The 22,826-nt window shown below is 44.9% G+C and carries 27 protein-coding genes and 1 tRNA gene; 5 read left to right on the forward strand and 23 right to left on the reverse strand.

Features of this window, described 5'->3' with window-relative positions; all coding sequences use genetic code 11:
- Positions 1-6 precede the first annotated feature (6 nt).
- The 9 genes from HFE64_04365 to rsxC form a co-directional block, all read right to left on the reverse strand.
- Positions 7-1,038, reverse strand: a complete 1,032-nt coding sequence (locus HFE64_04365; protein MCI8632703.1) for a rod shape-determining protein — start codon at positions 1,036-1,038, stop codon at positions 7-9.
- A gap of 12 nt (positions 1,039-1,050) precedes the next feature.
- Positions 1,051-1,749, reverse strand: coding sequence for a DNA repair protein RadC (radC, locus tag HFE64_04370; GenBank protein MCI8632704.1), 699 nt, complete (start codon positions 1,747-1,749; stop codon positions 1,051-1,053).
- 137 nt (positions 1,750-1,886) lie between these two features.
- Entirely contained in the window at positions 1,887-2,141 is a 255-nt protein-coding gene (locus HFE64_04375; GenBank protein ID MCI8632705.1) for a DUF4321 domain-containing protein, read from the reverse strand.
- A 199-nt stretch (positions 2,142-2,340) separates the two neighbouring features.
- On the reverse strand, positions 2,341-3,138 hold the full coding sequence (locus HFE64_04380) for an RnfABCDGE type electron transport complex subunit B (GenBank protein ID MCI8632706.1): 798 nt from the start codon (positions 3,136-3,138) through the stop codon (positions 2,341-2,343).
- A gap of 12 nt (positions 3,139-3,150) precedes the next feature.
- Positions 3,151-3,726: an electron transport complex subunit RsxA gene (gene rsxA / locus HFE64_04385; protein ID MCI8632707.1), complete on the reverse strand. Its 576-nt coding sequence runs from the start codon at positions 3,724-3,726 to the stop codon at positions 3,151-3,153.
- A gap of 3 nt (positions 3,727-3,729) precedes the next feature.
- The gene (locus tag HFE64_04390) at positions 3,730-4,344 is read right to left on the reverse strand and encodes an electron transport complex subunit E (GenBank protein ID MCI8632708.1); all 615 of its coding nucleotides are present in this window, start codon (positions 4,342-4,344) and stop codon (positions 3,730-3,732) included.
- A 1-nt stretch (position 4,345) separates the two neighbouring features.
- Positions 4,346-4,909, reverse strand: a complete 564-nt coding sequence (locus HFE64_04395; protein MCI8632709.1) for an RnfABCDGE type electron transport complex subunit G — start codon at positions 4,907-4,909, stop codon at positions 4,346-4,348.
- Positions 4,906-5,859 (reverse strand): RnfABCDGE type electron transport complex subunit D, encoded by a 954-nt coding sequence (locus HFE64_04400; protein MCI8632710.1) that lies wholly within the window; start codon positions 5,857-5,859, stop codon positions 4,906-4,908. Before HFE64_04400 ends, HFE64_04395 begins: the two co-directional genes overlap by 4 nt.
- Positions 5,859-7,199: an electron transport complex subunit RsxC gene (gene rsxC, locus HFE64_04405; protein ID MCI8632711.1), complete on the reverse strand. Its 1,341-nt coding sequence runs from the start codon at positions 7,197-7,199 to the stop codon at positions 5,859-5,861. Before rsxC ends, HFE64_04400 begins: the two co-directional genes overlap by 1 nt.
- A gap of 168 nt (positions 7,200-7,367) precedes the next feature.
- Between rsxC and HFE64_04410 the strand changes: the two genes are divergently transcribed.
- Both HFE64_04410 and HFE64_04415 read left to right on the forward strand, forming a co-directional pair.
- Positions 7,368-7,586: a DUF378 domain-containing protein gene (locus HFE64_04410; protein ID MCI8632712.1), complete on the forward strand. Its 219-nt coding sequence runs from the start codon at positions 7,368-7,370 to the stop codon at positions 7,584-7,586.
- A 156-nt stretch (positions 7,587-7,742) separates the two neighbouring features.
- Entirely contained in the window at positions 7,743-8,156 is a 414-nt protein-coding gene (locus tag HFE64_04415; GenBank protein MCI8632713.1) for a twitching motility protein PilT, read from the forward strand.
- 39 nt (positions 8,157-8,195) lie between these two features.
- On the opposite strand, the gene HFE64_04420 is transcribed toward HFE64_04415, so the two are convergent.
- The 7 genes from HFE64_04420 to HFE64_04450 all read right to left on the reverse strand — a co-directional run bounded on the left by HFE64_04420 (position 8,196) and on the right by HFE64_04450 (position 13,441).
- Positions 8,196-9,161: an RluA family pseudouridine synthase gene (locus tag HFE64_04420; GenBank protein MCI8632714.1), complete on the reverse strand. Its 966-nt coding sequence runs from the start codon at positions 9,159-9,161 to the stop codon at positions 8,196-8,198.
- On the reverse strand, positions 9,158-10,096 hold the full coding sequence (locus tag HFE64_04425) for an SPFH/Band 7/PHB domain protein (protein MCI8632715.1): 939 nt from the start codon (positions 10,094-10,096) through the stop codon (positions 9,158-9,160). The genes HFE64_04420 and HFE64_04425 overlap by 4 nt, the downstream gene beginning before the upstream one ends.
- Positions 10,097-10,112: 16 nt before the next feature.
- A complete protein-coding gene (locus HFE64_04430) occupies positions 10,113-10,553 on the reverse strand; it encodes an NfeD family protein (protein MCI8632716.1) in 441 nt (146 codons plus the stop codon).
- A 62-nt stretch (positions 10,554-10,615) separates the two neighbouring features.
- Positions 10,616-11,269 carry an RNA polymerase sporulation sigma factor SigH gene (gene sigH / locus HFE64_04435; protein MCI8632717.1) on the reverse strand — a complete coding sequence of 218 codons (654 nt, stop codon included), beginning with the start codon at positions 11,267-11,269 and terminating at the stop codon, positions 10,616-10,618.
- Complete coding sequence (gene rlmB, locus HFE64_04440) at positions 11,269-12,000, reverse strand: 23S rRNA (guanosine(2251)-2'-O)-methyltransferase RlmB (GenBank protein ID MCI8632718.1); 732 nt, start codon at positions 11,998-12,000, stop codon at positions 11,269-11,271. The genes sigH and rlmB overlap by 1 nt, the downstream gene beginning before the upstream one ends.
- The gene (locus HFE64_04445; protein MCI8632719.1) at positions 11,997-12,440 is read right to left on the reverse strand and encodes a Mini-ribonuclease 3; all 444 of its coding nucleotides are present in this window, start codon (positions 12,438-12,440) and stop codon (positions 11,997-11,999) included. The genes rlmB and HFE64_04445 overlap by 4 nt, the downstream gene beginning before the upstream one ends.
- A 2-nt stretch (positions 12,441-12,442) precedes the next feature.
- Positions 12,443-13,441, reverse strand: a complete 999-nt coding sequence (locus HFE64_04450; protein ID MCI8632720.1) for a GNAT family N-acetyltransferase — start codon at positions 13,439-13,441, stop codon at positions 12,443-12,445.
- 88 nt (positions 13,442-13,529) lie between these two features.
- Between HFE64_04450 and HFE64_04455 the strand changes: the two genes are divergently transcribed.
- Together HFE64_04455 and HFE64_04460 are read left to right on the forward strand one after the other, a co-directional pair.
- Positions 13,530-14,708, forward strand: a complete 1,179-nt coding sequence (locus HFE64_04455; GenBank protein ID MCI8632721.1) for an anhydro-N-acetylmuramic acid kinase — start codon at positions 13,530-13,532, stop codon at positions 14,706-14,708.
- 20 nt (positions 14,709-14,728) lie between these two features.
- Positions 14,729-15,787, forward strand: coding sequence for a beta-lactamase family protein (locus HFE64_04460; GenBank protein MCI8632722.1), 1,059 nt, complete (start codon positions 14,729-14,731; stop codon positions 15,785-15,787).
- A 57-nt stretch (positions 15,788-15,844) separates the two neighbouring features.
- Here HFE64_04460 and truA read toward each other — a convergent pair whose 3' ends face one another.
- Together truA and HFE64_04470 are read right to left on the reverse strand one after the other, a co-directional pair.
- Positions 15,845-16,582: a tRNA pseudouridine(38-40) synthase TruA gene (gene truA, locus HFE64_04465; protein ID MCI8632723.1), complete on the reverse strand. Its 738-nt coding sequence runs from the start codon at positions 16,580-16,582 to the stop codon at positions 15,845-15,847.
- Positions 16,583-16,600: 18 nt separating this feature from the next.
- Complete coding sequence (locus HFE64_04470) at positions 16,601-17,812, reverse strand: 6-phosphofructokinase (protein MCI8632724.1); 1,212 nt, start codon at positions 17,810-17,812, stop codon at positions 16,601-16,603.
- Between the two features lie 143 nt (positions 17,813-17,955).
- Here HFE64_04470 and HFE64_04475 point away from each other — a divergent pair.
- Positions 17,956-18,028: transfer RNA gene (locus HFE64_04475), tRNA-Thr, on the forward strand.
- A 103-nt stretch (positions 18,029-18,131) separates the two neighbouring features.
- Here the strand turns inward: HFE64_04475 and HFE64_04480 are convergent.
- From HFE64_04480 to HFE64_04500, 5 genes are all read right to left on the reverse strand, one after another.
- A complete protein-coding gene (locus HFE64_04480; protein ID MCI8632725.1) occupies positions 18,132-19,013 on the reverse strand; it encodes a 4-hydroxy-tetrahydrodipicolinate synthase in 882 nt (293 codons plus the stop codon).
- A gap of 90 nt (positions 19,014-19,103) precedes the next feature.
- Complete coding sequence (gene efp, locus HFE64_04485; GenBank protein ID MCI8632726.1) at positions 19,104-19,673, reverse strand: elongation factor P; 570 nt, start codon at positions 19,671-19,673, stop codon at positions 19,104-19,106.
- Between the two features lie 90 nt (positions 19,674-19,763).
- On the reverse strand, positions 19,764-20,255 hold the full coding sequence (gene aroQ, locus HFE64_04490) for a type II 3-dehydroquinate dehydratase (protein ID MCI8632727.1): 492 nt from the start codon (positions 20,253-20,255) through the stop codon (positions 19,764-19,766).
- A gap of 475 nt (positions 20,256-20,730) precedes the next feature.
- Positions 20,731-22,161, reverse strand: coding sequence for a shikimate dehydrogenase (gene aroE / locus HFE64_04495; GenBank protein ID MCI8632728.1), 1,431 nt, complete (start codon positions 22,159-22,161; stop codon positions 20,731-20,733).
- A 19-nt stretch (positions 22,162-22,180) separates the two neighbouring features.
- Positions 22,181-22,825, reverse strand: a complete 645-nt coding sequence (locus tag HFE64_04500) for a bifunctional phosphoribosyl-AMP cyclohydrolase/phosphoribosyl-ATP diphosphatase HisIE (GenBank protein ID MCI8632729.1) — start codon at positions 22,823-22,825, stop codon at positions 22,181-22,183.
- Position 22,826 lies beyond the last annotated feature (1 nt).

The following is a 22,826-nucleotide window of genomic DNA, read 5'->3' on the forward strand; positions in this document are numbered from 1 at the left end:
ACCCTTTTAATCTGTTAAACGAGCCGGTACCAAAACATTTTTCAGTCGGTCCAGAGATTCTAGTACGATTCCTGTCCCATTTGCCACACAATCTAAAGGATTTTCTGCAATATTAACAATCATTCCTGTATTTCTTTCAATCATGCGATCAAGTCCTTTGAGCAACGCTCCGCCGCCTGTGAGCATGATCCCTGTATCCAAAATATCTGCTGAAAGCTCTGGCGGGGTCTTTTCTAAAGTAACCTTAATGGCATCAATCATTGTCATAACAGGTTCGTAGATAGCCTCTGCTACTTGAAAATTATTGATCTCAACTGTTCGAGGAAGCCCAGACATTACGTCACGCCCCTTGATACTCATTCTTTCTTCCGGTGTATTTTCATCCACATAAGCAGTGCCAATTGTCATTTTCATCTGCTCGGCAGTTCGTTCTCCGATCATTAAATTATAGGTACGCTTAATATAAGATACAATCGCTTCATCCATTGCATCGCCTGCTACCCTTAAAGACTTGCTTGTCACAATACCACCTAAAGAAATGACAGCAACCTCTGTTGTTCCGCCACCGATATCAACGACCATACTTCCCATCGCATTTTCTACCGGCATACCAGCACCAATAGCGGCGGCCATTGGTTCTTCAATCAAATAGGTTCCTTTTTCACTAGCGCCTGCCTGCAGAGAAACATCAATAATGGCTCTTCGCTCTACTTCCGTAATTCCATAGGGAATACAGATCACCAGATTGGGTTTTTTACCAAACCTCTGATTGACAACCTTTCGAATAAAATATTGCAGCATCGCTTTCGTTGTTGAATAATCAGCAATGACGCCATCCTTCATAGGACGTACTGCAATAATATTCCCTGGTGTACGCCCTATCATCCTTTTGGCTTCATCACCAACGGCGACTACCTCACGCGTATCCGAATTAAGGGCCACCACAGAAGGCTCATTAACGATAATCCCCTCGCCTTTTAAAAAAACTAATGTATTAGCTGTTCCTAGGTCAATTCCTAGGCCTTTTTGTAAAAACATTGCTTACCTCCTCTATTGCTCTTCTCTTTGTGTATTTTCGTGTTCTTTAAAAGAATAATACCGTCCATCTCCCAAAATGATATGATCAATCATTGGAATTTCTAATAATTTTGACGCTTGTCTAAGACGATCCGTTAAAACAATATCATTTAAACTAGGAAGCGGATTGCCGCTTGGATGATTATGGAGCAAAACAAATGCATAAGCGCCTTGCTCCCAAGCCGCTAAAAAAATGCTTCTTGGACTTAGAAGGGATCGCGTCATAGTTCCCACTGAAAGATTTTGATCTCCCAACAGCTCCATTTTGGAGTTAAAATATATCGCTTTGATGACTTCCTGCGTTAGATAGCGCATTTCTTCCATATATAAATCAGCGATTGACTTGGGAGTATCCAAAATGATTCTCTCTAATGCCCTCTGCTTACTTAACCGTCTGGAAAGCTCTGCTAAAGCACGGATTTGGATGGCTTTAACCCGTCCGATTCCTTTATACTGCTGTAGTTTTCGCAGTGATTGATGACAAAGAGCTGTCAAAGGTTCTCTTCCCTGCGCCGGCACAGAAGCAAGCAATCGCGTTGCAAGATCCACAGCCCTTTCACCATTTGAACCAGTTTTTAATACAATGGCTAAAAGCTGTGCATCCGTAAGGGATTCTTCGCCTTTAGCTTCTAAAAGCTCATATGGCTGTTCTGAATACGGCAGCTCCTTCATTGTCATATTTTTTATTTGCATATAAAGCCCTTCTGATCAATTGATCTTCTGATGGCTTATTTTGCAGCAGGGGTGAAAAGTGAAATTCTTTCTCTATATCCTATAATTTCCGAAAAATGAAATCTTATACAATCCGTTTATATTTTTCTATAAATAAGAATGGAAATAAAAATTCCAATGATAGACGCTAAATTAATACTGAATTGAAAGCCAAATGTGAGTTGAATCACACTCAAATTTAAGGTAACTGTTTCAAGCCCAAATGACTTTCCATATGCAAGCCAATAGAAAAAATCATATTGTCCCAGCCAGTTTCCCAAAAATCCGCCTAAAACAATTCCTGCAAAAATAAATAAAAATAACGTGAGCGTACTTTTTCCTTTTACTGACATGCTTTCCTCCTATAAGTCACTAACCCATGTAAGATATTTTACCATGATTTTCAGGGTTTGTATACCGATATAAAAAAATTTACATTTTATCTGTTTAACCAATTTATGCTACTATAAACATACATACGCCACTGTATGCAAGCACCCGCTGAAAAGTTAATAACTTCTCAGCGGGTATTTGTTTCTTTTAATATGCATTTTATTCCGCTAAATGGATAATCTTAACCGGACATTTTTCTGCGCAGGCATGACATCCTGTACACAGAGAAGCATCTATCTGCGGCAGCCCATTTTCCATTTTTATTGCGCCGGCTTCACAAGCCCTCATACAAAGCCCGCATCCAATACAGCCAACCTGACATACCTCTTTTACCTCTTTTCCTCGTTCAGGATTAGAACAAGAAGGTCTAACCGATAATGAAGCAGGAACCATAGAAATCAAATTTTTAGGACATGCTTTTATACAGCTGCCACAAGCCTTGCACTTTTTCTCATCAACCTTCGCTACGCCGTTTACAATCTGAATGGCATCAAAGGAGCAAACTGCAAGACAGCTGCCAAAGCCTAAACAACCATATGCACACAGCTTTGGCCCTCCTCCCGGTATCATAGCGGCCTCATTACAGCTGTGAATGCCATGATACTGGTATCGGTCGCCGGCAACATCCTTATTTCCGCTGCAGCGTATGTAGGCTACCATACGATCTCCTGTTTCTGCTGCAACACCCATAATTTTTCCCATCGCCTCTGCCGTCTTAGCGCCTCCAACCGGACATTTTCCTACAGCCGCTTCTCCTGCTGCTACAGCCTTCGCATAGGCATCACATCCGGCATACCCACAGGCCCCGCAATTGGCGCCCGGGAGCGCGTCTCTCAATTCAGGAAATAGCGGATCTTGCGGTACTGCAAATTTCTTGGAAGCATATCCCAGCAGCAATCCAAAAACAATCCCCAGTATTCCAAGAATAAGTAAAGGAATCAGAACATTCCAAATCATAGTAAGTCCTCCTTAGATCAACCCTTGAAAGCCAAGGAATGCAATCGCCATTAATCCTGCAGAAATAAGTGCAATCGGAAATCCTTCAAAACAGGAAAGAATTTTATTATGTTCCGTTCTTTCGCGGATCCCTGCAAATAATACGATACCCATCATAAATCCTAATCCGCCTGCAAATCCATTTACAACGCTTTCCAGCATATTATAGCCAGATTGCATGTTGAGCACCGCCACTCCCAACACGGCACAATTTGTCGTAATCAGGGGTAAATATACGCCAAGTGACGAATAAAGTGCAGGACTAATTTTTTGAATAACCATTTCCACAAATTGTACCAAAGAAGCGATGACCAAAATAAACGCAATTGTGTATAAGTACTCTTTATGAAGAGGAACCAAAACTAACGTATAAACCAGATAGGAAAATGCAGAGGCCACTGTCATGACAAAAGTAACGGCAAGTCCCATGCCAACTGCAGAATCCAGCTTTTTAGAAACGCCTAAGAAAGGACAAATGCCCATAAAGCGCGACATTACAAAATTATTTACGAAAATAGAGCTGATAAGAATGGTAATGAGTGATGCCATTGTTTATTCCCCCTTTTTCTTTTCGCTTTTCTTGCGAACAGCATTAAAGACCGCAAGCAAAATTCCCAGAGCAAAAAAGGCACCCGGCGCCATAATCATGATGGCGGCTGGTTGATAGGCAGATGGCATCACCTGCAGTCCAAAAAGAGAGCCCGCACCTAAGATCTCACGTACAGCTCCTAAAACTGTCAGCGCTACCGTAAATCCAAGCCCCATTCCTAATCCATCGAGCGCTGAATCTACAGGACCATGTTTAGAAGCATATGCTTCTGCCCGGCCTAAAATAATGCAGTTTACAACAATCAATGGAATAAATAATCCTAAGCTCTGATACAGTGTATCATAAAAAAGTGCCTGCAACAGCAAATCAATAATGGTAACAAAAGAAGCAATTACCACAATAAAAGCAGGAATTCGAATTTTATCAGGAATCGCCTTTCGTAAAAGCGATATAACCAGATTAGCCCCGATCAAAACTACCGTTACGGATAACCCCATACCTAAACCATTTAAGGCTGATGTTGTGGTGGCTAAGGTTGGACACATCCCGAGTACTTGGATAAAAGTAGGGTTTTCAGTGACCAATCCGCGTTTTAAATGCTCACTTATTTTAGCCATCCTACTTCTCTCCCTTCAAATATTCATTATAATAGGCAAAGGCCATGTTGACCCCAGCCGTTACACCATTCGAGGTTTTGGTTGCCCCTGTAATAGCATCAATTTCTGTGTCAGAAGCCGCTCCTGTTTTGGTAACACTCAAATCAGCAGCCGTTGTTTTTTCTTTATATTGCTCTAAAAATTCATCTTCTGCCGCTTTAGCACCAAGGCCCGGCGTTTCTGCATGACTAATAACCTTCACGCCTGTTACCGCTCCGTTTAGATCGATACCAACGGCCATTTCCAAATCATCTCCGGCATATCCTTTAGTCAGAACCTTAATGGCATATCCTTTTTCTGAGCTATACACCTCTAGGATCTCTTCTTCCCATTCTTGTGCGACCTCTACAGAGGTAAGCGTCCCTGCATCCGGCAGCACCTTCTGATAAGCAGCCTGATTCACAGATTCTTTTTTATCGGCAATTAAATCCTTTGTAGATTCATAGACGATGCCCAGCAAAAGCCCCGCTGCTGCACAAACAAATAGGAGAACAAATCCCATTTTTAAAATTGCATTTTTTTTCATGCTGATTTCTCCTCCTTTTTCTTAGCAGCCTTTTTAGAAGAGGTTCCAAACACACGCGGCATCGTAAAACGATCAATTAAAGGTACGCATAAGTTCATCAATAAAATAGAAAAAGAAACGCCCTCTGGATATCCGCCATAAAAACGAATTAAGACAGTTAACAGCCCACAGCCTACTCCCATGATCCATTTTCCAGCCTTATTCATCGGAGAAGTTGTATAGTCAGTTGCCATAAAGAAGGCTCCCAGCATTAAGCCGCCGGTTAAAATCTGATAGATACCATCCTGTCCCAGCAAATAGGAAAGAATCAATACCGTTCCAATATAAGAAACCGGAATAATATAATCGATCACTTTGCGCAGAATTAGATAAATCCCGCCCAGCAAGATTAATACTGTCGACGTCTCTCCCAAGCTTCCGGGAATCACGCCTAAAAAGCAGCTAAGCTTACTAGGAATCTCCCCCGCCTCGCTTTGCATCATGGCTAAAGGCGTAGCAACTGTAACGCCATCAATTTGGAACGTCACCATAGCAGAGGACCATGCTACCAATAAAAAGCAGCGGCCAGCCAGTGCAGGATTCATAAAGTTTTGGCCGATGCCGCCAAAAATCTGCTTGACAATAATAATAGCAAATGCAGAACCGACAATCGGCATCCACCACGGAACACTAGCTGGTAAATTAAATGCCAAAAGCATTCCTGTTACAATAGCACTGCAATCTGAAACCGTTACCTTTTGCTTAGTTACTTTTTGCCAGATATATTCTGAAAGTACAGCAGAGACAACAGATAGAACAATGATAACAAGCGCTCTGATTCCAAAATATAAAGAAGAAAAAATAACGATCGGAATCATAGCAAAAATAACATCGCGCATAATAGAAGCTGTAGAGTGCGATGCTCTTTCATGGGGTGATGTAGATGTATATAAAAGCTGCTCTTCTGCCATTAGTTTTTTCCTCCTTTCACGGCGGCTTGTCTTTTTAAATCAGCAATCGTTTTTCTTCCTAATTTACAGGTTTGCGTTAAATGTCGTTTGGCAGGACAAGCGTAGCTGCAGGATCCGCATTCAATACAATCTGTGCCATGCAGCCGTACAAAACCATCCCAATCTCTTCTCAGCACCAGCTGATTGAGTTCATAGGGCTGCAGATGAATGGGACATGCCTCAATACATTTACCACAGCGAATACATGCACTCTCCTCCGGTAATGCAGCTTCTTCCTCTGACAATAATAAAATACAAGAAGAGGTTTTGATAACCGGAATTTCTAATGTGCTAACCGGCATCCCCATCATCGGACCACCGCAAATCATTTTAGCCGGCTTCTTAATCAAACCTCCGGCTGCATCAACGACTTCTTGAAAACTTGTGCCAATTCGTACTCGAAAATTTCCTGGGTTTTTAACACAATCTCCAGCCACTGTTACGATACGGCGCTGCAACGGACGAGCTTGCGTAACAGCTCTTGATATCGCTACTACAGTATCTACATTTAATACAATGCATCCTACATCGGCAGGCAGGCCTCCGGAAGGAACCTCTCGTCCCGTTACGGCATAAATCAGCTGTTTTTCGCCGCCCTGCGGATATTTGGTTTTTAATGCAACAATATCTATATCTTTTTCATCCTGAATATAGGACTGAAGTGTTTCCATCGCTTTAGGCTTGTTATTTTCAATACCAATACACGCTCTGGCCCCTGGAAATAAAGACAGCGCAATACGAAGTCCATTGACTACACGCCATGAATCCTCCAGCATAACGCGATAATCTGAAGTCAAATATGGCTCGCATTCAGAACCATTCATAATCACATATTCAATCTTTTTATCCGGTGCAGGACTTAATTTGATATGTGTTGGAAACCCGGCTCCTCCCATGCCTACAATGCCTGCCAATTTGATTCTCTCTAAAATCTCTTCTTTTGTAAGCTCTTTATAGCTGCATGGTTTTATCTCTTTTTCTAATGTATGATACTGATGATCGTTTTCAATAATCACGCTCAGAACCTTTGTACCGTTAGGATGCAGCACCGGCTTAACATCCTTTACTGTACCGGATACGCTGGTATATATATAAGCGCCCAGCCCCGTCGGCTCTCCAATGATCTGATCTCTAAGTACGCAGTCTCCCTTTTTTACAATAGGCCTGCAGGGAGCCCCCAGATGCTGCTGCATAGGATAGATCATATCCCCCTGAGGATCCATAAAATCCTGGATCGGCTTATCGCAGGTCTGAAGCTTTTCATCCGGCGGATGAACCCCGCCTTTAAAGGTTTTCAATATCGAAGAGAACTGATTCTTCACTACGCATTTCCTCCTAAACTTTTTCCTGAAAGCTACTATTTCTATTGTAACGGATATTTAAAAATTGTCAATGACTCAATTTTTAAAATATATTGTATATTTTTTCACAAATGCACCATGATAATCAGTAGAAAGGAGGATATACTCATGAGTTCAAAACCTTTTGATATTTTATGTCTGACTTTGACAATTGTAGGCGCAATTGTATGGGGCTTAATCGGTTTTTTCAATTTCAACCTAGTTGACGCCCTCTTTGGTTTTTCCTGGGTTTCGCGTGTGATTTATGCCTTAGTTGGCCTCTCAGGCCTGTATTGCTTAAGCATGTATGGCAAAATCGCCGCTGCTGATGCCTACCACAGATCGTAAATCCTATCACGCCCAACGGCAACCAATGCTTTGGGCGTGATATTTTTATAAAATCTAAAAAATGATTTGAAAATATGCCTTCATAATGCTATAATATCTATAACAAATTTACAAGCCTTATATCTTTATGAAGGCACTCATTAAGGAGGAATTCTTATGATTCAATTAATTGCTGGGCGTGAAGGTGCCGGAAAAACTAAAAGTTTAATTGACATGGCTAATGCTCTTGTAAAAACCAATGATGGACATATTGTGTATGTCGATGCAGACCAGAGTCAGATTTTCCGTTTGGATTACGCAATTCGGCTGGTACAGACAGCTGAATATCCCATGGAAACCAGCAGTGAATTTTTTGGTTTTGTTTGTGGTATCCTTTCTCAGGATTATGATATTAACACCGTTTTCATCGATGGACTGCTGAAAAATGCCAAAATTGAGGCTACACATATGGAAGAGCTGCTCGATAAGGTAAACGATGTTGCCGACAAATACAATATTCATTTCATTATTAGTATGTGCTGCGATGAATCACAGATTCCTGAAAAGTATCAGTCTTGCTTGTTAAAATAAAATTCTATAAAAAAAAGAGAGAGTAAATTCTCTCTTTTTTTATTGCAAAAATACTCCGTTTTCCTCCATATACTTCTTCATTGATGCTGGCAAATCAGCTTCCACCACTCTTCCTTCCATGTATTGAAGATGATCCGGACAGTCTGCAAATACCAATCGTTTGGCAACCAGCATAGGGGCAAAGCAGTTGGCTTTTTGATTATATTTTCCATCCCCCACAATAGGATGTCCCTCATAAGCTAGCTGCGACCGAATTTGATGACTTTTTCCCGTGAGCAGCTGCACCTCTACCAGGCTATAGCGTCCGCATTGCCGCAGCAGCTTTACATAGCTCTCGATCCTTTGATACTCCCCTTGATCCTCCTGATATGGACACAAAATGGCTTTATTATTCTTTTCATCCTTTCGCCATGTATGAATCAGCTGTGTTCTTTGCTGCCACTTTTCAGGGAGTCCCTCTACCAGCGCCCAGTAAAATTTCTGTAAAGTATGTTCCTTGAGCATTTGCGCAATCGCCTGCCCGCTTTCTACATTTTTAGCCAAAATGACAGCTCCCGATGTATTTCGGTCCAGACGATTGCAGACACCAGGCCGATAGGAAGCAGCCCCACCATGTTGCTTTACAATCATTTGTCTGCCGATCTCTGTAAGTGATATATCCTGCGGCTTACTTTTCTGCGACAGCAATCCTGCCGGCTTATCTAAGATCAACAGGTTTTCATCCTCATAAAGCACCGGCACAGCCGGAAAAGAAGGAGGCACTTCTTCTTCTTTTCTCTCTCGATAGCCAAAAGAGCTAAGCTGCTCATTGGTGAAAAACAATCGAACCACATCGTTCTCCTGCAGAATCATCGATAATTCTTTAGGCTTTTTTCCATTCACCTTAATCTTGCGGCTACGCAATGCCTTAAAAAAAAGGCTGCGGGGAGCCTTAGGGAAAATCTTTTCTAAAAAGCGGGCCAACTGACGGCCCGCTTCTTGTTTTTGAATCACAAATTCAATCATTTTTCAGGAATATCCATTTTCTTGGCCAGCTCCGTAGCAGAAGTAACCAAGCCAGCCAACGACTGAATCTCTGACGGAATGATAATTTTTGTCGCCTGACCATCCGCAGCTTTGGCAAATGCTTCGAGGCTTTTCAAAGAAATGACACCGGCATCCGGCGCCGCATTTTTCAGCATAGAAATACCTTCTGCCGTAGCCTGCTGCACCTTGCGGATAGCCTCTGCTTCACCCTCAGCCTCACGGATCTGCGCTTCCTTCTTAGCCTCCGCGTGCAAAATAGCCGCCTGCTTAGAAGCTTCTGCCTCCAGAATCAGAGATTCCTTTTTACCTTCCGCTACCAAAATCTGAGACTGTTTAGTTCCCTCTGCACGCAAAATGGATTCACGCTTTTCACGCTCAGCCTTCATCTGCTTTTCCATTGCCTGCTGAATCTCTGCCGGCGGGATAATATTTTTAACCTCAACGCGGTTTACTTTAATCCCCCATGGATCCGTAGCTTCATCCAGAATGGTGCGCATTCTTGTATTGATAATATCACGAGAGGTAAAGGTTTCATCCAGCTCCAAATCACCGATAATATTACGAAGCGTTGTCGCTGATAAGTTTGCGATAGCCATCATCGGCTTTTCTACGCCATAGGTATATGCTTTGGGATCTGTAATCTGGAAAAAGACAACCGTATCAATTTGAATCGTTGCATTATCCTCTGTGATAACCGGCTGCGGCGGGAAATCCGCCACCTGCTCCTTTAAATTGACTTTACGCGCCACCTTATCTAAGATCGGCACTTTAAAATGAAGCCCTACACCCCATGTCTGCTTATAGGCACCCAGCCTTTCAATAACATATGCATTCGCCTGTGGCACAATCCTAAAGCAGGAAGCTGCCAGCATGATAATCAAAAGAATAATAATACCGCCAATAATATATCCCATTTCTTTTCCTCCTCTTTTATGAACGAACTACAACCTTTACGCCTTCTACGCGTATCACTGTCACAACAGTCCCCACCGGTATGGCTGTTTTACCGTCTTCGACTTTAGCAGACCACACCTGCCCTTCGAGCTTAACCTGTCCTTTGCCTTCCATAGGAAGAATTTCTTCAATGACTTCTCCCATTTTTCCCGGAATCGCATCCACATTGGTCTTTTTCAGGCCCGGCTTTAGGAATTTAACGGCCAACGGCCTTGTTAAAACCAGCATCACAATCGTCACAACAATAAAGCAGACGATCTGCAGCCAAAGGGCGGCTCCTAGGATGCCGGCTACAAGGGCTGCGAGCCCTCCAAATGCAAACCAAATGGAAGTTAATCCAAGCGTCAGCGCCTCTACGACCACACAGATAATCGTCAGCGCCAGCCAAAAGTAGACTATGGTATCGATGCTTGTCACCCCCTCTATATGCTATATCCGTATTATAGCATTTTCCTTTTTAAAGTCAATAATACAGCACATTATGCTTCTAGTATTTTCATGATTTTTTGTTTAATTCTCTGCAGTGCATTATCAATCGATTTAGGCTGCTTTCCCAAATGATCTGCAATCTGAATATAATCCATACCAGACAAAAACAGTGTTAACACATTCTTTTCCATGCTGCTGAGCCGATTTCCAATAGATTGCTTAAGCTGCTGCATTTTTTCTTCATCCATCAAAATTTTCTCTGGATTTAGATCAGAAGGACCCGGCAGGACATCTGCCAGTCTTCTTTCTTTGCCCTCTTTATCCCAAATATGGCTTTCTAATGAGACAGCCTGATTCAGCGGCATATGCTTTAAACGGGAAGAGATGCGTACAGCGGAGATAATCTGTCTTGTGATACACAGCTCTGCAAATTTTTTAAAATTGACATCCTTTTCCGGCCGAAAGTCCATAATCGCTTTATATAAGCCAATCATTCCTTCCTGGATGACATCGTCTCGGTCAGCTCCCATTAGAAAATATGTTCTGGCCTTGCCGCGGACCATCTCCTTATAGCGTTCCATCAGTATATCTGTTGCTTCTAGTATATCTGACATCTGATCTGTCTGATGGATTCGGGCAAGCAGTTCCTCATCCGGAAGTGTATTTCCATTTTCTTTTATCATTTCCCTACCCTGTATTTTCATTAAGACCGCTGCCGCAGCGCTTCAAACAGCAAAATACCGGCCGCTACTGAAGCATTTAAAGAAGTGACCTGCCCTTTCATTGGCAGGCTTACAACAAAGTCACAGCGCTCCTTCACCAAACGGGTAATTCCCTCATGCTCACCGCCAATAATAAGCGCAAGTGGTCCCTTCAAATCTGTCTGATATACGCTCTGCCCGTCCATATCAGCACAGGCAGTCCAAATGCCCTGCTGTTTCAGCTCTTCAATGAGCTTAGCGACGCTTGCTACCTTGGCTACCGGCATATATTCCAGAGCACCGGCGGCTGTTTTGGCCACTGCTTCTGTGAGCCCCACCGCATGATGCCTGGAAATAATCACGCCATGTACGCCGGCGGCTTCCGCACTCCGCAAAATGGCACCCAAATTATGGGGATCCTGAATGCTCTCACAGATTAAAAGAAAAGGGGCCTCGCCTTTTTCCTCCGCTCGTCTTAAAATATCGGCTACCTCAGCATACTGAGAAGCGGCGCACAGCGCAACGACCCCCTGATGATTGCCTTTATCACACAGTGTATCCAGCTTAGCTTTGTCCGTCTCCTGTATTAAAATTCTCTTTTTCTTGGCCAGTCCCGCAATCTGAATCAATGAACCGCTGTGCGGAGGCCTAGACAGATATAGTTTCTCAATCTCTCGGCCGGCTTTGATCGCTTCTAATACGGTATTTCTGCCATAAATAATCGAATCCGTCATTCTTTTCCTCCTGTTTTTTCCCTCTTAAACCGATCTGTCGCCAGCTTCATAAGCGCATATAAACGCTCCTCCTGTTTCGTTACATACAAATACCCCAGCAGCGCTTCAAACCCAGTAGCCCATTTATAATCCACCAGCGTCGTATTTTTAGGCACGGTTAAAGACTTTTGATTTCTTCCGCGTTTAAAGACCTCTGTCTCTTCCTCTGTTAAATCCTCCATAATCAGCTTCATCATTTTCGCCTGAGAAGAAGCCTTAACAAAATGAACCGCTTCCACATGCATCTGTTTAGGTGTCTCCTGCTTGGTAAGCACCAGATGACTGCGGATATACAGGTCATACAGCGTATCGCCTATATATGCCAGTGCCAGCGGCTTGATCTGCTTAATTTCAAGCTGCTGGCCGGCGGCTTCCTGACAAATCAGCTCTAGAATGCCCATGCCTAGTGCTGCACCTTTTTCTTCATATCCGCCCAGGAGGCATGAATTTTAAATCCAGCCTTTTCATAGGCGCTTCTAGCCGGATTATCCTCCGCCGTAAACAGCGTCATATAGCGAGCGCCCGCCCGCTTAAACTCCAGACAAAGCTTATTAAACAGAACACTGGCAGCCCCGCACCCGCGGCACTCTGAATGAATTGCCAGTCCAAGAAAATATCCGCGTCCATAAGCATCCGGCACAATAGGCCCGGCAAAGCCTCCTACTCTTCCGTGATCAGACACAATCAGCATCGGTCTTGGCCCTCCCTCTCGGTTCATTTCTGCGGGGATTTGCCAGTTCCATAAATCATTATTTAAATCATCCACCAGCTCCTGCATTCCATGATGCCGCTTCGCATCATAAAATTCTACAGTATACCCAGCCTTCTCCATTTTTTGCTGATATGGCTTTAGAGCCTCCTCGGGCCATTCATAGTCAGCCAGCTCCAGATGATAGCTGTTTTGATATGAAAAATCACGAAAGCCCATATTCTTAAAAAACAAATGAGCGCCGCTGCCAAGCTGCACGCCTGGCGCATTAGGATGGCGGTGCGCCTGCGTATTCGGTAAAATCCAGGTAATATTAACTGGATTAAAATAGGATACCTCCAGCTCCTGCATAGGGATTTGCCGCTCCTTCGCAAAGCAAAGCATGGCCTGCTGCAGCTTCTCAAGAAGCGCACGGCCTACTCCCTTTCTGCGCTTAGCAGGAATCACCTGAATCATCGTAACAAAAAACTTTTTTACGCCGCTATCAAAAAGCCCTAAAATGAAGCCCTCTTCTTCCGGTGCATAAAAAGAAAAAACCTGATCCTCCGCTTTAGGCGGTACTAAAAACAGGTCACAGAATTCTGCTTCCGTTAAACGCAGATAAAGCTGCTCTCCTCTATCGGTACATGCATTGTATATCTGAACAGCCCTTTGACAATTTTCTTTTGTAATCGGCCTATACGAGTTTTCCATTTTATTCTCCTTTAACTTGACATTTATTCTGATAGAGTGTTTAATAAGACTATCCTAGTATATTACAAATTTTTCAGGAGGTCAACGCATGCTTTATGATATTATGCAGAAAAACGAAAAGCTGGTTATAGGCCTGATGAGCGGAACTTCTGCAGATGGCATAGACGCCGTACTGGTAAAAATCAGCGGCCATGGCATCGAAACAAAGGTAGAGCAGCTCGCTTTTGTCAGCCCTCCCTATACCGAAGAGGTCAGGGAACGCATTTTACAGGTCGCTGCCGGGAACTTTGGCGGAAGTCAGGAGCTTTGCTTAATGAACGTATTGCTTGGCGAATTATTCGCCGATGCCTGTCTCATGCTCTGTGAAAAAGCCGGCATCCAGCCAAGCGATGTCGACTTAATCGGAACTCACGGGCAGACGGTATATCACATTCCTACCGCTCAGCCCTATCTGGGTCATTCCATTACGGCAACCCTTCAGATCGGTGAACCCTCTGTACTCTGCGAACGGCTCGGCATCCTTACCGTATCCGATTTTCGCGTACGCGATGTAGCGGCTGGCGGCTTCGGCGCGCCTCTTGTGCCCTATACTGAGTACATTTTATACAGCGACCCGACGCGCCATGTCGGACTGCAAAACATCGGCGGTATCGGCAATATCACCGTCTTGCCCGCCGGCGGGAAATTAGACGACCTCACTGCCTTTGATACCGGTCCTGGTAATATGCTGATGGACAGCGTTGTAGGTCAGATTACCAATGGACGTCTTCGCTACGATGAGGGCGGTAAAATTGCTGCCAGCGGTCGGGTCAGCGAAGCCCTTCTTGAAAAACTAATGCAGGATCCTTACTTAAAGCAAACCCCTCCTAAAACAACCGGACGTGAATATTACGGGCAGGATTTTGTCCGCAAAATTATGCAGGATGGTCAGGCGCTTTCTCTATGTGATGCTGACATTTTGGCAACCACCACGATGTTTACAGCTGCCTCGATTGCTTACTCCGTAAACCATCACTGCCAGCCGAAACCGCAGCGCTTGATTGTGGGCGGCGGCGGCAGCCTAAATCCCACCTTAATGCAGATGATCGCTTCCTGTCTGCCTCAGGTAGAGGTCATGACCAACGAGGATCTTGGTCTTGACAGCAGCGCAAAAGAGGCCGTAGCCTTTGCCCTGCTTGCTAATGAAACCATCCATAGCCAGTGCAATAACGCCCCGGCAGCTACCGGAGCCAAGCATCCAGTCATTATGGGTAAAATCTGTCAGTAAATACAAAGGAGTATCATTATATGGCATCATCTTTATCTCATGCAGAAGCTTTACTAGAGCAGGGGCTTCGCGATCGGGTCTATTCCGGTGCTGCGCTTGCAATTGGAAATGCAGAGCAGGTATTTGTTTCTCACACAGTCGGGCATGTTTCTTATGAGGAAAACGCCGCCCCCATTACCTCCTCTACTCTTTTTGATATGGCCAGCATCTCTAAAATTCTGGGAACGACCTTCTGCGCATTTCATATGATTGAGGAAGGCCGTCTATGTCTTCAGGATTCGTTAGCGGACTTCTTTTCTGATGTGCCCGAAGATAAACAGGATATTACTATCTATCATCTTATGACGCATACCAGCGGCCTACCGGCTGAGCTCTTTCTCTGGAAGCTCTGCCAGACGCCTGAGCAGGTAGTTTCGGCCATTCTAAATGCGCCACTAGATTTTCCCATCGGAAGCAATATTCAATATAGCTGTATGGGCTATATTCTGCTTGGCAAAATCATGGAAGGCATTACCGGGCGCAGTCTGGATCAGCTGGCTAAGGAATGGACCTTTGATCCTCTCGGTATGCGGGCCACAGGATATCGTCCTGTATCTGCCTGCTCTCCTGATCCTTCCATCGCCTATACGGAAACGATGACGCTATCCGGCCCCGGCCTTCCCGGTGTGGTACATGACGAAAATGCTAGATTCTTAAACGGTATTTCCGGCAACGCCGGTGTTTTCTCTAATTTAGATGATATGATTCTTTTCGCTCAGATGCTTTCTCAAAAAGGAAAACCTCTGATCAGCCGCCGTCTGATGGAACTTGCCTGCCGTAATTATACGCCCGGGCTGGATGAAAACCGCGGCCTTGGATTTCAGCTGAGCGGTCCGGCGCCTACCTTTTTTGGCGATCTCTTTGGAAATGACGGGATTGGACATACTGGATATACCGGTACTTCCCTTGCCGTGGACCCTCACAGCGGCCTATATGTCGTACTGCTGACGAATCGGGTGCATCCTACCCGTGATAATGCAGGGCTGACGCGGCTGCGGCATCAGATTCACAATGCAGCTGTGGCAGAATTTCTTCACTAATTGATATCATAAAAACGGAAGCGTTATCCCCGATCGGTGGTAAACGCTTCCGCTTTTTTAATATTCGACTTCCATTAGCATCAGGCCGCTGGAGGGCGCTGTGAAACCGGCGTTTCTGCGATCCTTTCCTGCCAGCATGGCAGGGACGTCGCTGGGGAGCTTCTCTCCCATGCCAATTTCGATCAATGTGCCAACCATAATACGAACCATATTATATAAAAATCCATTTCCGGTAATCGTAATGCGAATTTCCGGCTCCAGCTCTTCGATATTGATTTCATATATAGTTCTGACCGTTGACTTTTTGAGCCGTTTATTAGAACAAAAGGCTTTAAAATCATGTTCGCCGATCCAATACAGCGCTGCCTCCTTCATTCGGTCTGTATTTAAAGGCTCTGCAAGCTCATACACAAAATTTTTTTCAAACACATTGGAAATGCAGCTATTCCAGATCCGATACTGATAGGTTTTGCGTTTCACATTAAAACGGCTATGGAACCGATCCGGCACTCTTTCCACACGGCTTACCGCAATGTCCTTTGGCAGGTAGCGGTTTAGGTATTCTAAAATTTCCTCGGGATCCATCTCAACGGGCACATGGAAATTCGCAACCTGACCAAAGGCATGGGCACCCGCATCGGTACGTCCTGAGCCAATGACTTCGACCGGAATCGTAAACAAACGCTCTAAAATGGCTTCCAGCTTGCCTTGAATCGTGTTTTCTGTATTCCCTTGTCTCTGCCAGCCATTATATTTCGTCCCTACATACTGAATGGTTAATTTATAATTTGCCATTATAGATTGACCGCTTTCTTAATGCTTCCGGTATAGAAAAACCGGCAAGCCATTTTCCATCACAGGCCGTGACTCTCCCTGAATCAAGGGAAGGGCATACTGAACAAATTCCTGCGTAATGTCACTGCCGTCTTCACTGATCCAGGCTTTGGGAAACAGCTTTTCCTGGTTGCAAACCTGTGACACATCTACTGCCTTGTACTGCATTACATAAGAATCGGCAGCCCTGCGCTCCATTCCAATCATCACGCCGCTTTCTCCCTGAAGCGCCAGACTCACGCCCTCTTCGCCGCAGCGCTGCGCTTCCTCCACATCGGTAAGCGAGGCCTCGATCGCATTAGAGCGCTGCGTAATGTTGAGTTCTACAGAACGAACCTTGACTCCCAGCCGCTGCTTGATTGTATTTTCCAATATTTTTCCACAGCCGGTTAAATTTTTATGGCCGAAAACATCCGTTGCAATTTCCTGTTCATATTCACATATCAGCTTGCCAGACTGATCATGAATTCCCTCTGATACACAGATAATCAGATTCTGTTTCGATTCCAAAAGTGTCTTTACGCGGATAAGCATGTCCTCTAAATCAAAATCAGCTTCCGGCAGATAAATTAACACCGGATTGTCTCCTTCATATTTTCTGGCCAAGACAGAGGCGGCTGTAAGCCATCCAGCAGATCTTCCCATGATTTCAACAATCGTAACCGATTTTGTATGATAAACCTCTGAGTCCAAAACCATTTGCCGTACCATGGAAGCAACAAATTTTGCGGCACTGCCAAAACCAGGCGTATGGTCTGTCATGATGAGATCATTGTCGATTGTTTTAGGAATCCCAATAAAGCGGATATCCGAATGAATTTGCTTAGCATAGCGGGACAGCTTGCTTACTGTATCCATAGAATCATTGCCGCCTATGTACAAAAAATAACCGATATGATAGCGGTTAAGCTGCTCAAAGATCTGCGCATACACGGCATGGCTTAGATCTTCTGGAAGCTTATAGCGGCAGGAACCCAGATAGGCCGCCGGCGTTGTACGCAGCAGCATAGCCTCCTGATCAGAAAGGCAGCTTAAGTCCAGTACCTGATCCTGCAGGAATCCTTCAATTCCATTGACCATTCCTATGACTTTGTGCTGAGCAGCTCTTCCGGCTTTAAGCACACCATATAAACTGCTGTTAATCACTGCGGTAGGCCCACCGGATTGTCCAACCAAAATATTCTTCTTCATTCCCCTTCATTCCTCTCTGCCATTTCGTCTTTAATCATGTGTATTATACGGTATCCACTCTATAAAGTCAATTTATGTTGTTGATAAAGTTTCATAAAACTCTTGACAATCTATGATAACTATACTATAATAATCAAGCATTTGCTTCCATGGCTCAGTAGGTAGAGCGACGCACTCGTAATGCGTAGGTCATCGGTTCGAATCCGATTGGAAGCTTTTTTTATTGTTTATTTTCCATATTTCTTTTTGGTGCCCGTGTGCATAAAAATAGGCTGCTGCTCCAGTAGATCTCTTCTACTTTTGCAACAGCCTTTTGTTCTTATAGAAGCTTCATTATGCGAAGCGTCTCTTCCAGATGCTGCCGGTTTTTTTCTTCCATCGTTGTCAGCGGAAGCCGGCACTCTCCAACCTGCATTCCCAGCATGTTCATCGCTTCTTTTACAGGAATGGGACTGGTCTCGCAGAATAATACCTTAATCAGCGGAAGAAGCTCGATCTGCGTCGCCGCTGCTTTGCTATACTCTCCGCTTAAGCATGCATGCATCATCGAGGATACCTGATTAGGCAGAAGATTGGCTACTACCGAAATAACACCGCTTCCTCCCATACTCATCAAAGGAACCGCTAAGCCATCTTCTCCCGAGTACACCTGTACTTCAGGGCCGCATAGCTGAAAGATCTCGCCTACCTGATTAAAATTGCATTCTTTAACACCAATAATATTATCGCATGCCTCCATCAAAGAAGCTACCGTAGATGGCTCCATATTCATCCCGGTACGTCCCGGCACATTATATAGAATGATCGGCACGGAAACCGCTTTGGCAATGCGCTTATAATGCTCAATCAGACCCTTCTGCGTGGTCTTATTATAATAAGGCGTTACGCTCAAAAGTCCGTCGGCTCCTGCTTCTTCTGCCATACGGCTCAGTTCAGCCCCATGCTTGGTATCATTCGAGCCACATCCGGCAATGACAGGAATTCTATGCCGCACCGTCTCTACCGTATGCCGGATCACATCAATCTGCTCTTCATCCGTCATAACCGAGGCTTCCCCTGTTGTACCCGTGATGATAATCGCATCTGTTCCGCCTTGTATCTGAAATTCTAAAAGCTCATCCAGTTTTTGGAAATCAACACCAGTTTCATTAAATGGAGTGATCAATGCTACGCCGGATCCTTTAAACACCGACTTTGCCATAATAATCCTCATTTCTGCACCGCTTTTGATACATCCATCACTTTGCCTCAAGCGGTACGCAGATGCAAAGCGTCTATCTCCTGACTCTGCTTAGTTAGCTCTTCCTAAATATTCTCCGGTACGCGTATCAATTTTGATCTTGCTTCCGATATTGATGAAAAGGGGCACATTGATCGTGGCACCTGTTTCCAGCGTCGCGGGCTTCATCACGTTGGTAGCAGTATCACCTTTGATACCGGGCTCTGTATGCGTAACCTCCAGCTCTACAAAAAGCGGCGGCTCTACTCCGAATACGTTTCCATTATGAGATAGAATCTTGACAGATTCATTTTCCTTTACAAACCGAAGCGCATCTCCCAGCTGCTCCTGATTGAGGCCGATCTGCTCATAGGTCTCGTTATCCATAAAGTAGAACAGGTCGCCGTCATTATACAGATACTCCATATCTTTGCGGTCGATATGCGCCCGATCCACCTTTTCTGTGGGACGGAAGGTCCGCTCGATGACACCGCCATCAATTATATTTTTTAATTTGGTGCGTACAAACGCCGCTCCTTTTCCCGGTTTTACATGTTGAAATTCAATAATCGTATAGATATTGCCTTCCATCTCGATCGTAACGCCATTTCTAAATTCGCCAGCGCTAAGTACATCTGCCATAGTTCATTCCTCCTAAGAATTCATCTACAAATTGTAAAATACAAAAATACGTCATTTAAGTCTATAGTTTACCTGATTCTTTTCAAATTTTCAACTGTTTTTTTGTAAAAATTCCTTGACCCGTATGAGCCCCTCTCGGTAAGAAGCAAATCCAAGTCCGCTGATCTGGGCAATGCATACCGCCTCCGTCACACTAACATGACGAAAATCCTCGCGCTCCTGAATATCAGACAGATGCACTTCCACCGTAGGAATCTGCACCGATGCGATCGCATCCCGCAGCGCATAGCTATAATGCGTCAAGGCTCCCGGATTGATTACGATTCCATCCACTCCTTCATAATATGCATTCTGCAGCTCATCAATCAGATTGCCCTCATGATTCGACTGCATACAGCGAACCTTTAGGCCCAGCTTTGCTCCCTCCTGCTCCACATAGGAAACAAGCGCTGCATAATTCTGTGTTCCATATACAGCAGGCTCCCGAATTCCCAAAAAGTTTAAATTGGGTCCATTCATGACCAAAACCTTCTTCGGCTCCAAAGAGTCCGCTAGCTTCTGTGCGATTTCTTCTGCGCTCATGTGCTCTGCCTCCTGTCTTTTAGTCGCCGCTCCTTCATAAAATGGCCTGCGGTACGTCATCATCTCTGTGATACGCTTTCTTTTCTCTTCTTCTGTGGCAGCGGTTTCCAAAAGGGGTCTGCTATGATCCTCTCGAAGCCGCTGATAAACCTCTTCCGGGCTTACATCCAGCCAGATAACCTCTGCCTGCTTTTCCTTAAGTAAACGGGCATTTTTCTGCTGCAGTATTGTCCCTCCGCCTAATGCTATAATATGCCCGCTTGTGCACAAAAGTTCCTCCAAAAGCTTATTTTCAATTTCCCTAAAATAGGCTTCTCCGTGCATATTAAAAATCTGTGATACCGACTGTCCCTCTCTGTCTTCAATCTCCTGATCGAGGTCAAGGAAAACACGGCCGCTTTTTTGCGCTAAGAGCTCTCCGACTGTTGTTTTGCCGCATCCCATATATCCAATCAAATAGATATTTTCTTTTCCTCTATTCATTGCTGAGCCTCCGTTTAGCAAGCAGCTGGAACCGGGCATGCATTCGTTTCTTTTCCTTTTCTTTAAAGTTCTTGCCCGTCCAGATCTCATAAGACCGAAGCCCCTGATAAAACAGCATGGAAAGCCCTCCTACTGAAAAACCGCCATATTCCCGCACTTTGCGGCAAAAAGCGGATTCCAGCGGATTAAATACCATATCAGCCGCATACCGAATCTGCCGGTAAAAGGCCTCGTTATACACTGGCAGCGTATCAATATCCGGATACATCCCTGCTGCCGTTGTCTGCAGCACAATCGGAAATGGCTCCTGCAGCAGCTCTTCTGCTGTGATACAGCGCATCCTCATGACTTCCTGCTGATTAAGAGACTGCAGCTTCTCCCGAAAATCCTGCAAAAGTTTTTCCGCTCGCTGCGCCGTTCGGTTATACACCACAACCTCCTTAGCCCCCTGCAGGTAACAAACCGTCAATGCGCTATGCGCTGCCCCGCCAGCCCCTAGGATGAGGACTTTCTGGCCTTTAATAGGAATCCGGTTGATTTTAAGAAGCTGTGTGAATCCATCCACATCTGTATTATATCCCTTATATCCTTTGGGCGACCATTTCAGCGTATTGACCGCCCCAACCAGCCGGGCGCTTTGATCCAGCTCATAGGTGCATGCCATGACCGTCTGCTTATGCGGAATCGTTACATTGATTCCGCGAATTCCCAGTCCCCAGGCTCCCTGCATGGCTGACTGCAGATTTTCCGGCTTAACCTGAAACGGCATATAAGCATACTGATCGCCGCGCGCCTCGATAAAGATCTGATGAATCATCGGAGAAAGCGTATGCGCAATCGGATCGCCAATCACGGCCAGCAGCTGCGTAGAGCCGTCCACCCGCATCACGGCTTTCTTTTCTCGGTAATGCCGGATGCGGCCCTTTAAATTCAGATTGAAATGAGCAATCAGGTGCCGCTCTGGCTCCCGTTTGATTTTCGTCACCCATTCATCCCGCTCTTCTGAAATGGGTTTCACTAAAATACTATAAATTTTCCCTAGATTTCCTGCCCATATATCTGTAAAAAGCTGATCGCCAATGATGGCAATTTGCTTTGATTTTAGCTTCATTTTCCGCCGGATACGGCCAATCCCGGTTGGAAATGGCTTGCGCGCTTTCCAGATCGCCGGCACCGAAAGACGCTCTGCAAAAGACAGCACGCGCTCTTTTTTGCCATTAGAAATAATCCATACCGAAAATCCAACCTCTCGAAGCTGCTTGACCAGCTCCTCTGTGGGCTTATTCGGCAAAGGATCGTCATAGGGAGCCAGCGTATTGTCAATATCAAAAAGCAGTCCGCGGATCCCTTTATTCCATAGCTCATCATAGTCAATATCAAAAATAGATTTTACATATTCCTTTGGCCTGAATATTTCTAGCATATCCGTAAGCCCTCCCGGTTTAGACCATTTTTTCCTGCTTCACTTTTTGATCGATCACATGACGAGATGCCAGCTCGCGCCTAACCTCATCCAGTGTAACACCCTGCTGCAGCATCAGCACCAGCGCATGATAATACAGATCCGCCAGCTCATAGATGAGCTCTGCATTGCCCTCCTGTGATTTAGCGGCAATGATCACCTCTGTACATTCCTCGCCCACCTTTTTCAAAATCTTATCCAGCCCCTTCTGAAAAAGATAGGTCGTATAGGATCCTTCCGGCAGCTGCTCCTTTCTTTGCAGCAGCAGCTCATAGAGCTTCTCCGGTGAAAACGCCTCTTCTTCCCTTTGTTCAATGATCTGTGTAAAGCATGAATCCGTCCCCTGATGACAGGCCGGTCCCTGTTTAATCACTTCGATAAGCAGCGCATCCTGATCACAATCCGCCATAATAGAAACCACCTTTTGCACATGTCCGCTGGTTTCTCCTTTTCGCCATAGCGTATTGCGGCTCCTCGACCAAAAGCAGGTATACCCTTCCTCCTGTGTAATCGCCAGACTTTCCTGATTCATATAGGCTAGGGTCAATACCCTTTTTGTCTCATAATCCTGCACAATGACAGGTATAAGCCCCTGTTCATTCCATTTAAGCTGTTCCGGCTGCATG

Source organism: Lachnospiraceae bacterium (assembly GCA_022794035.1).
GTDB lineage: Bacteria > Bacillota > Clostridia > Lachnospirales > Bianqueaceae > CALWPV01.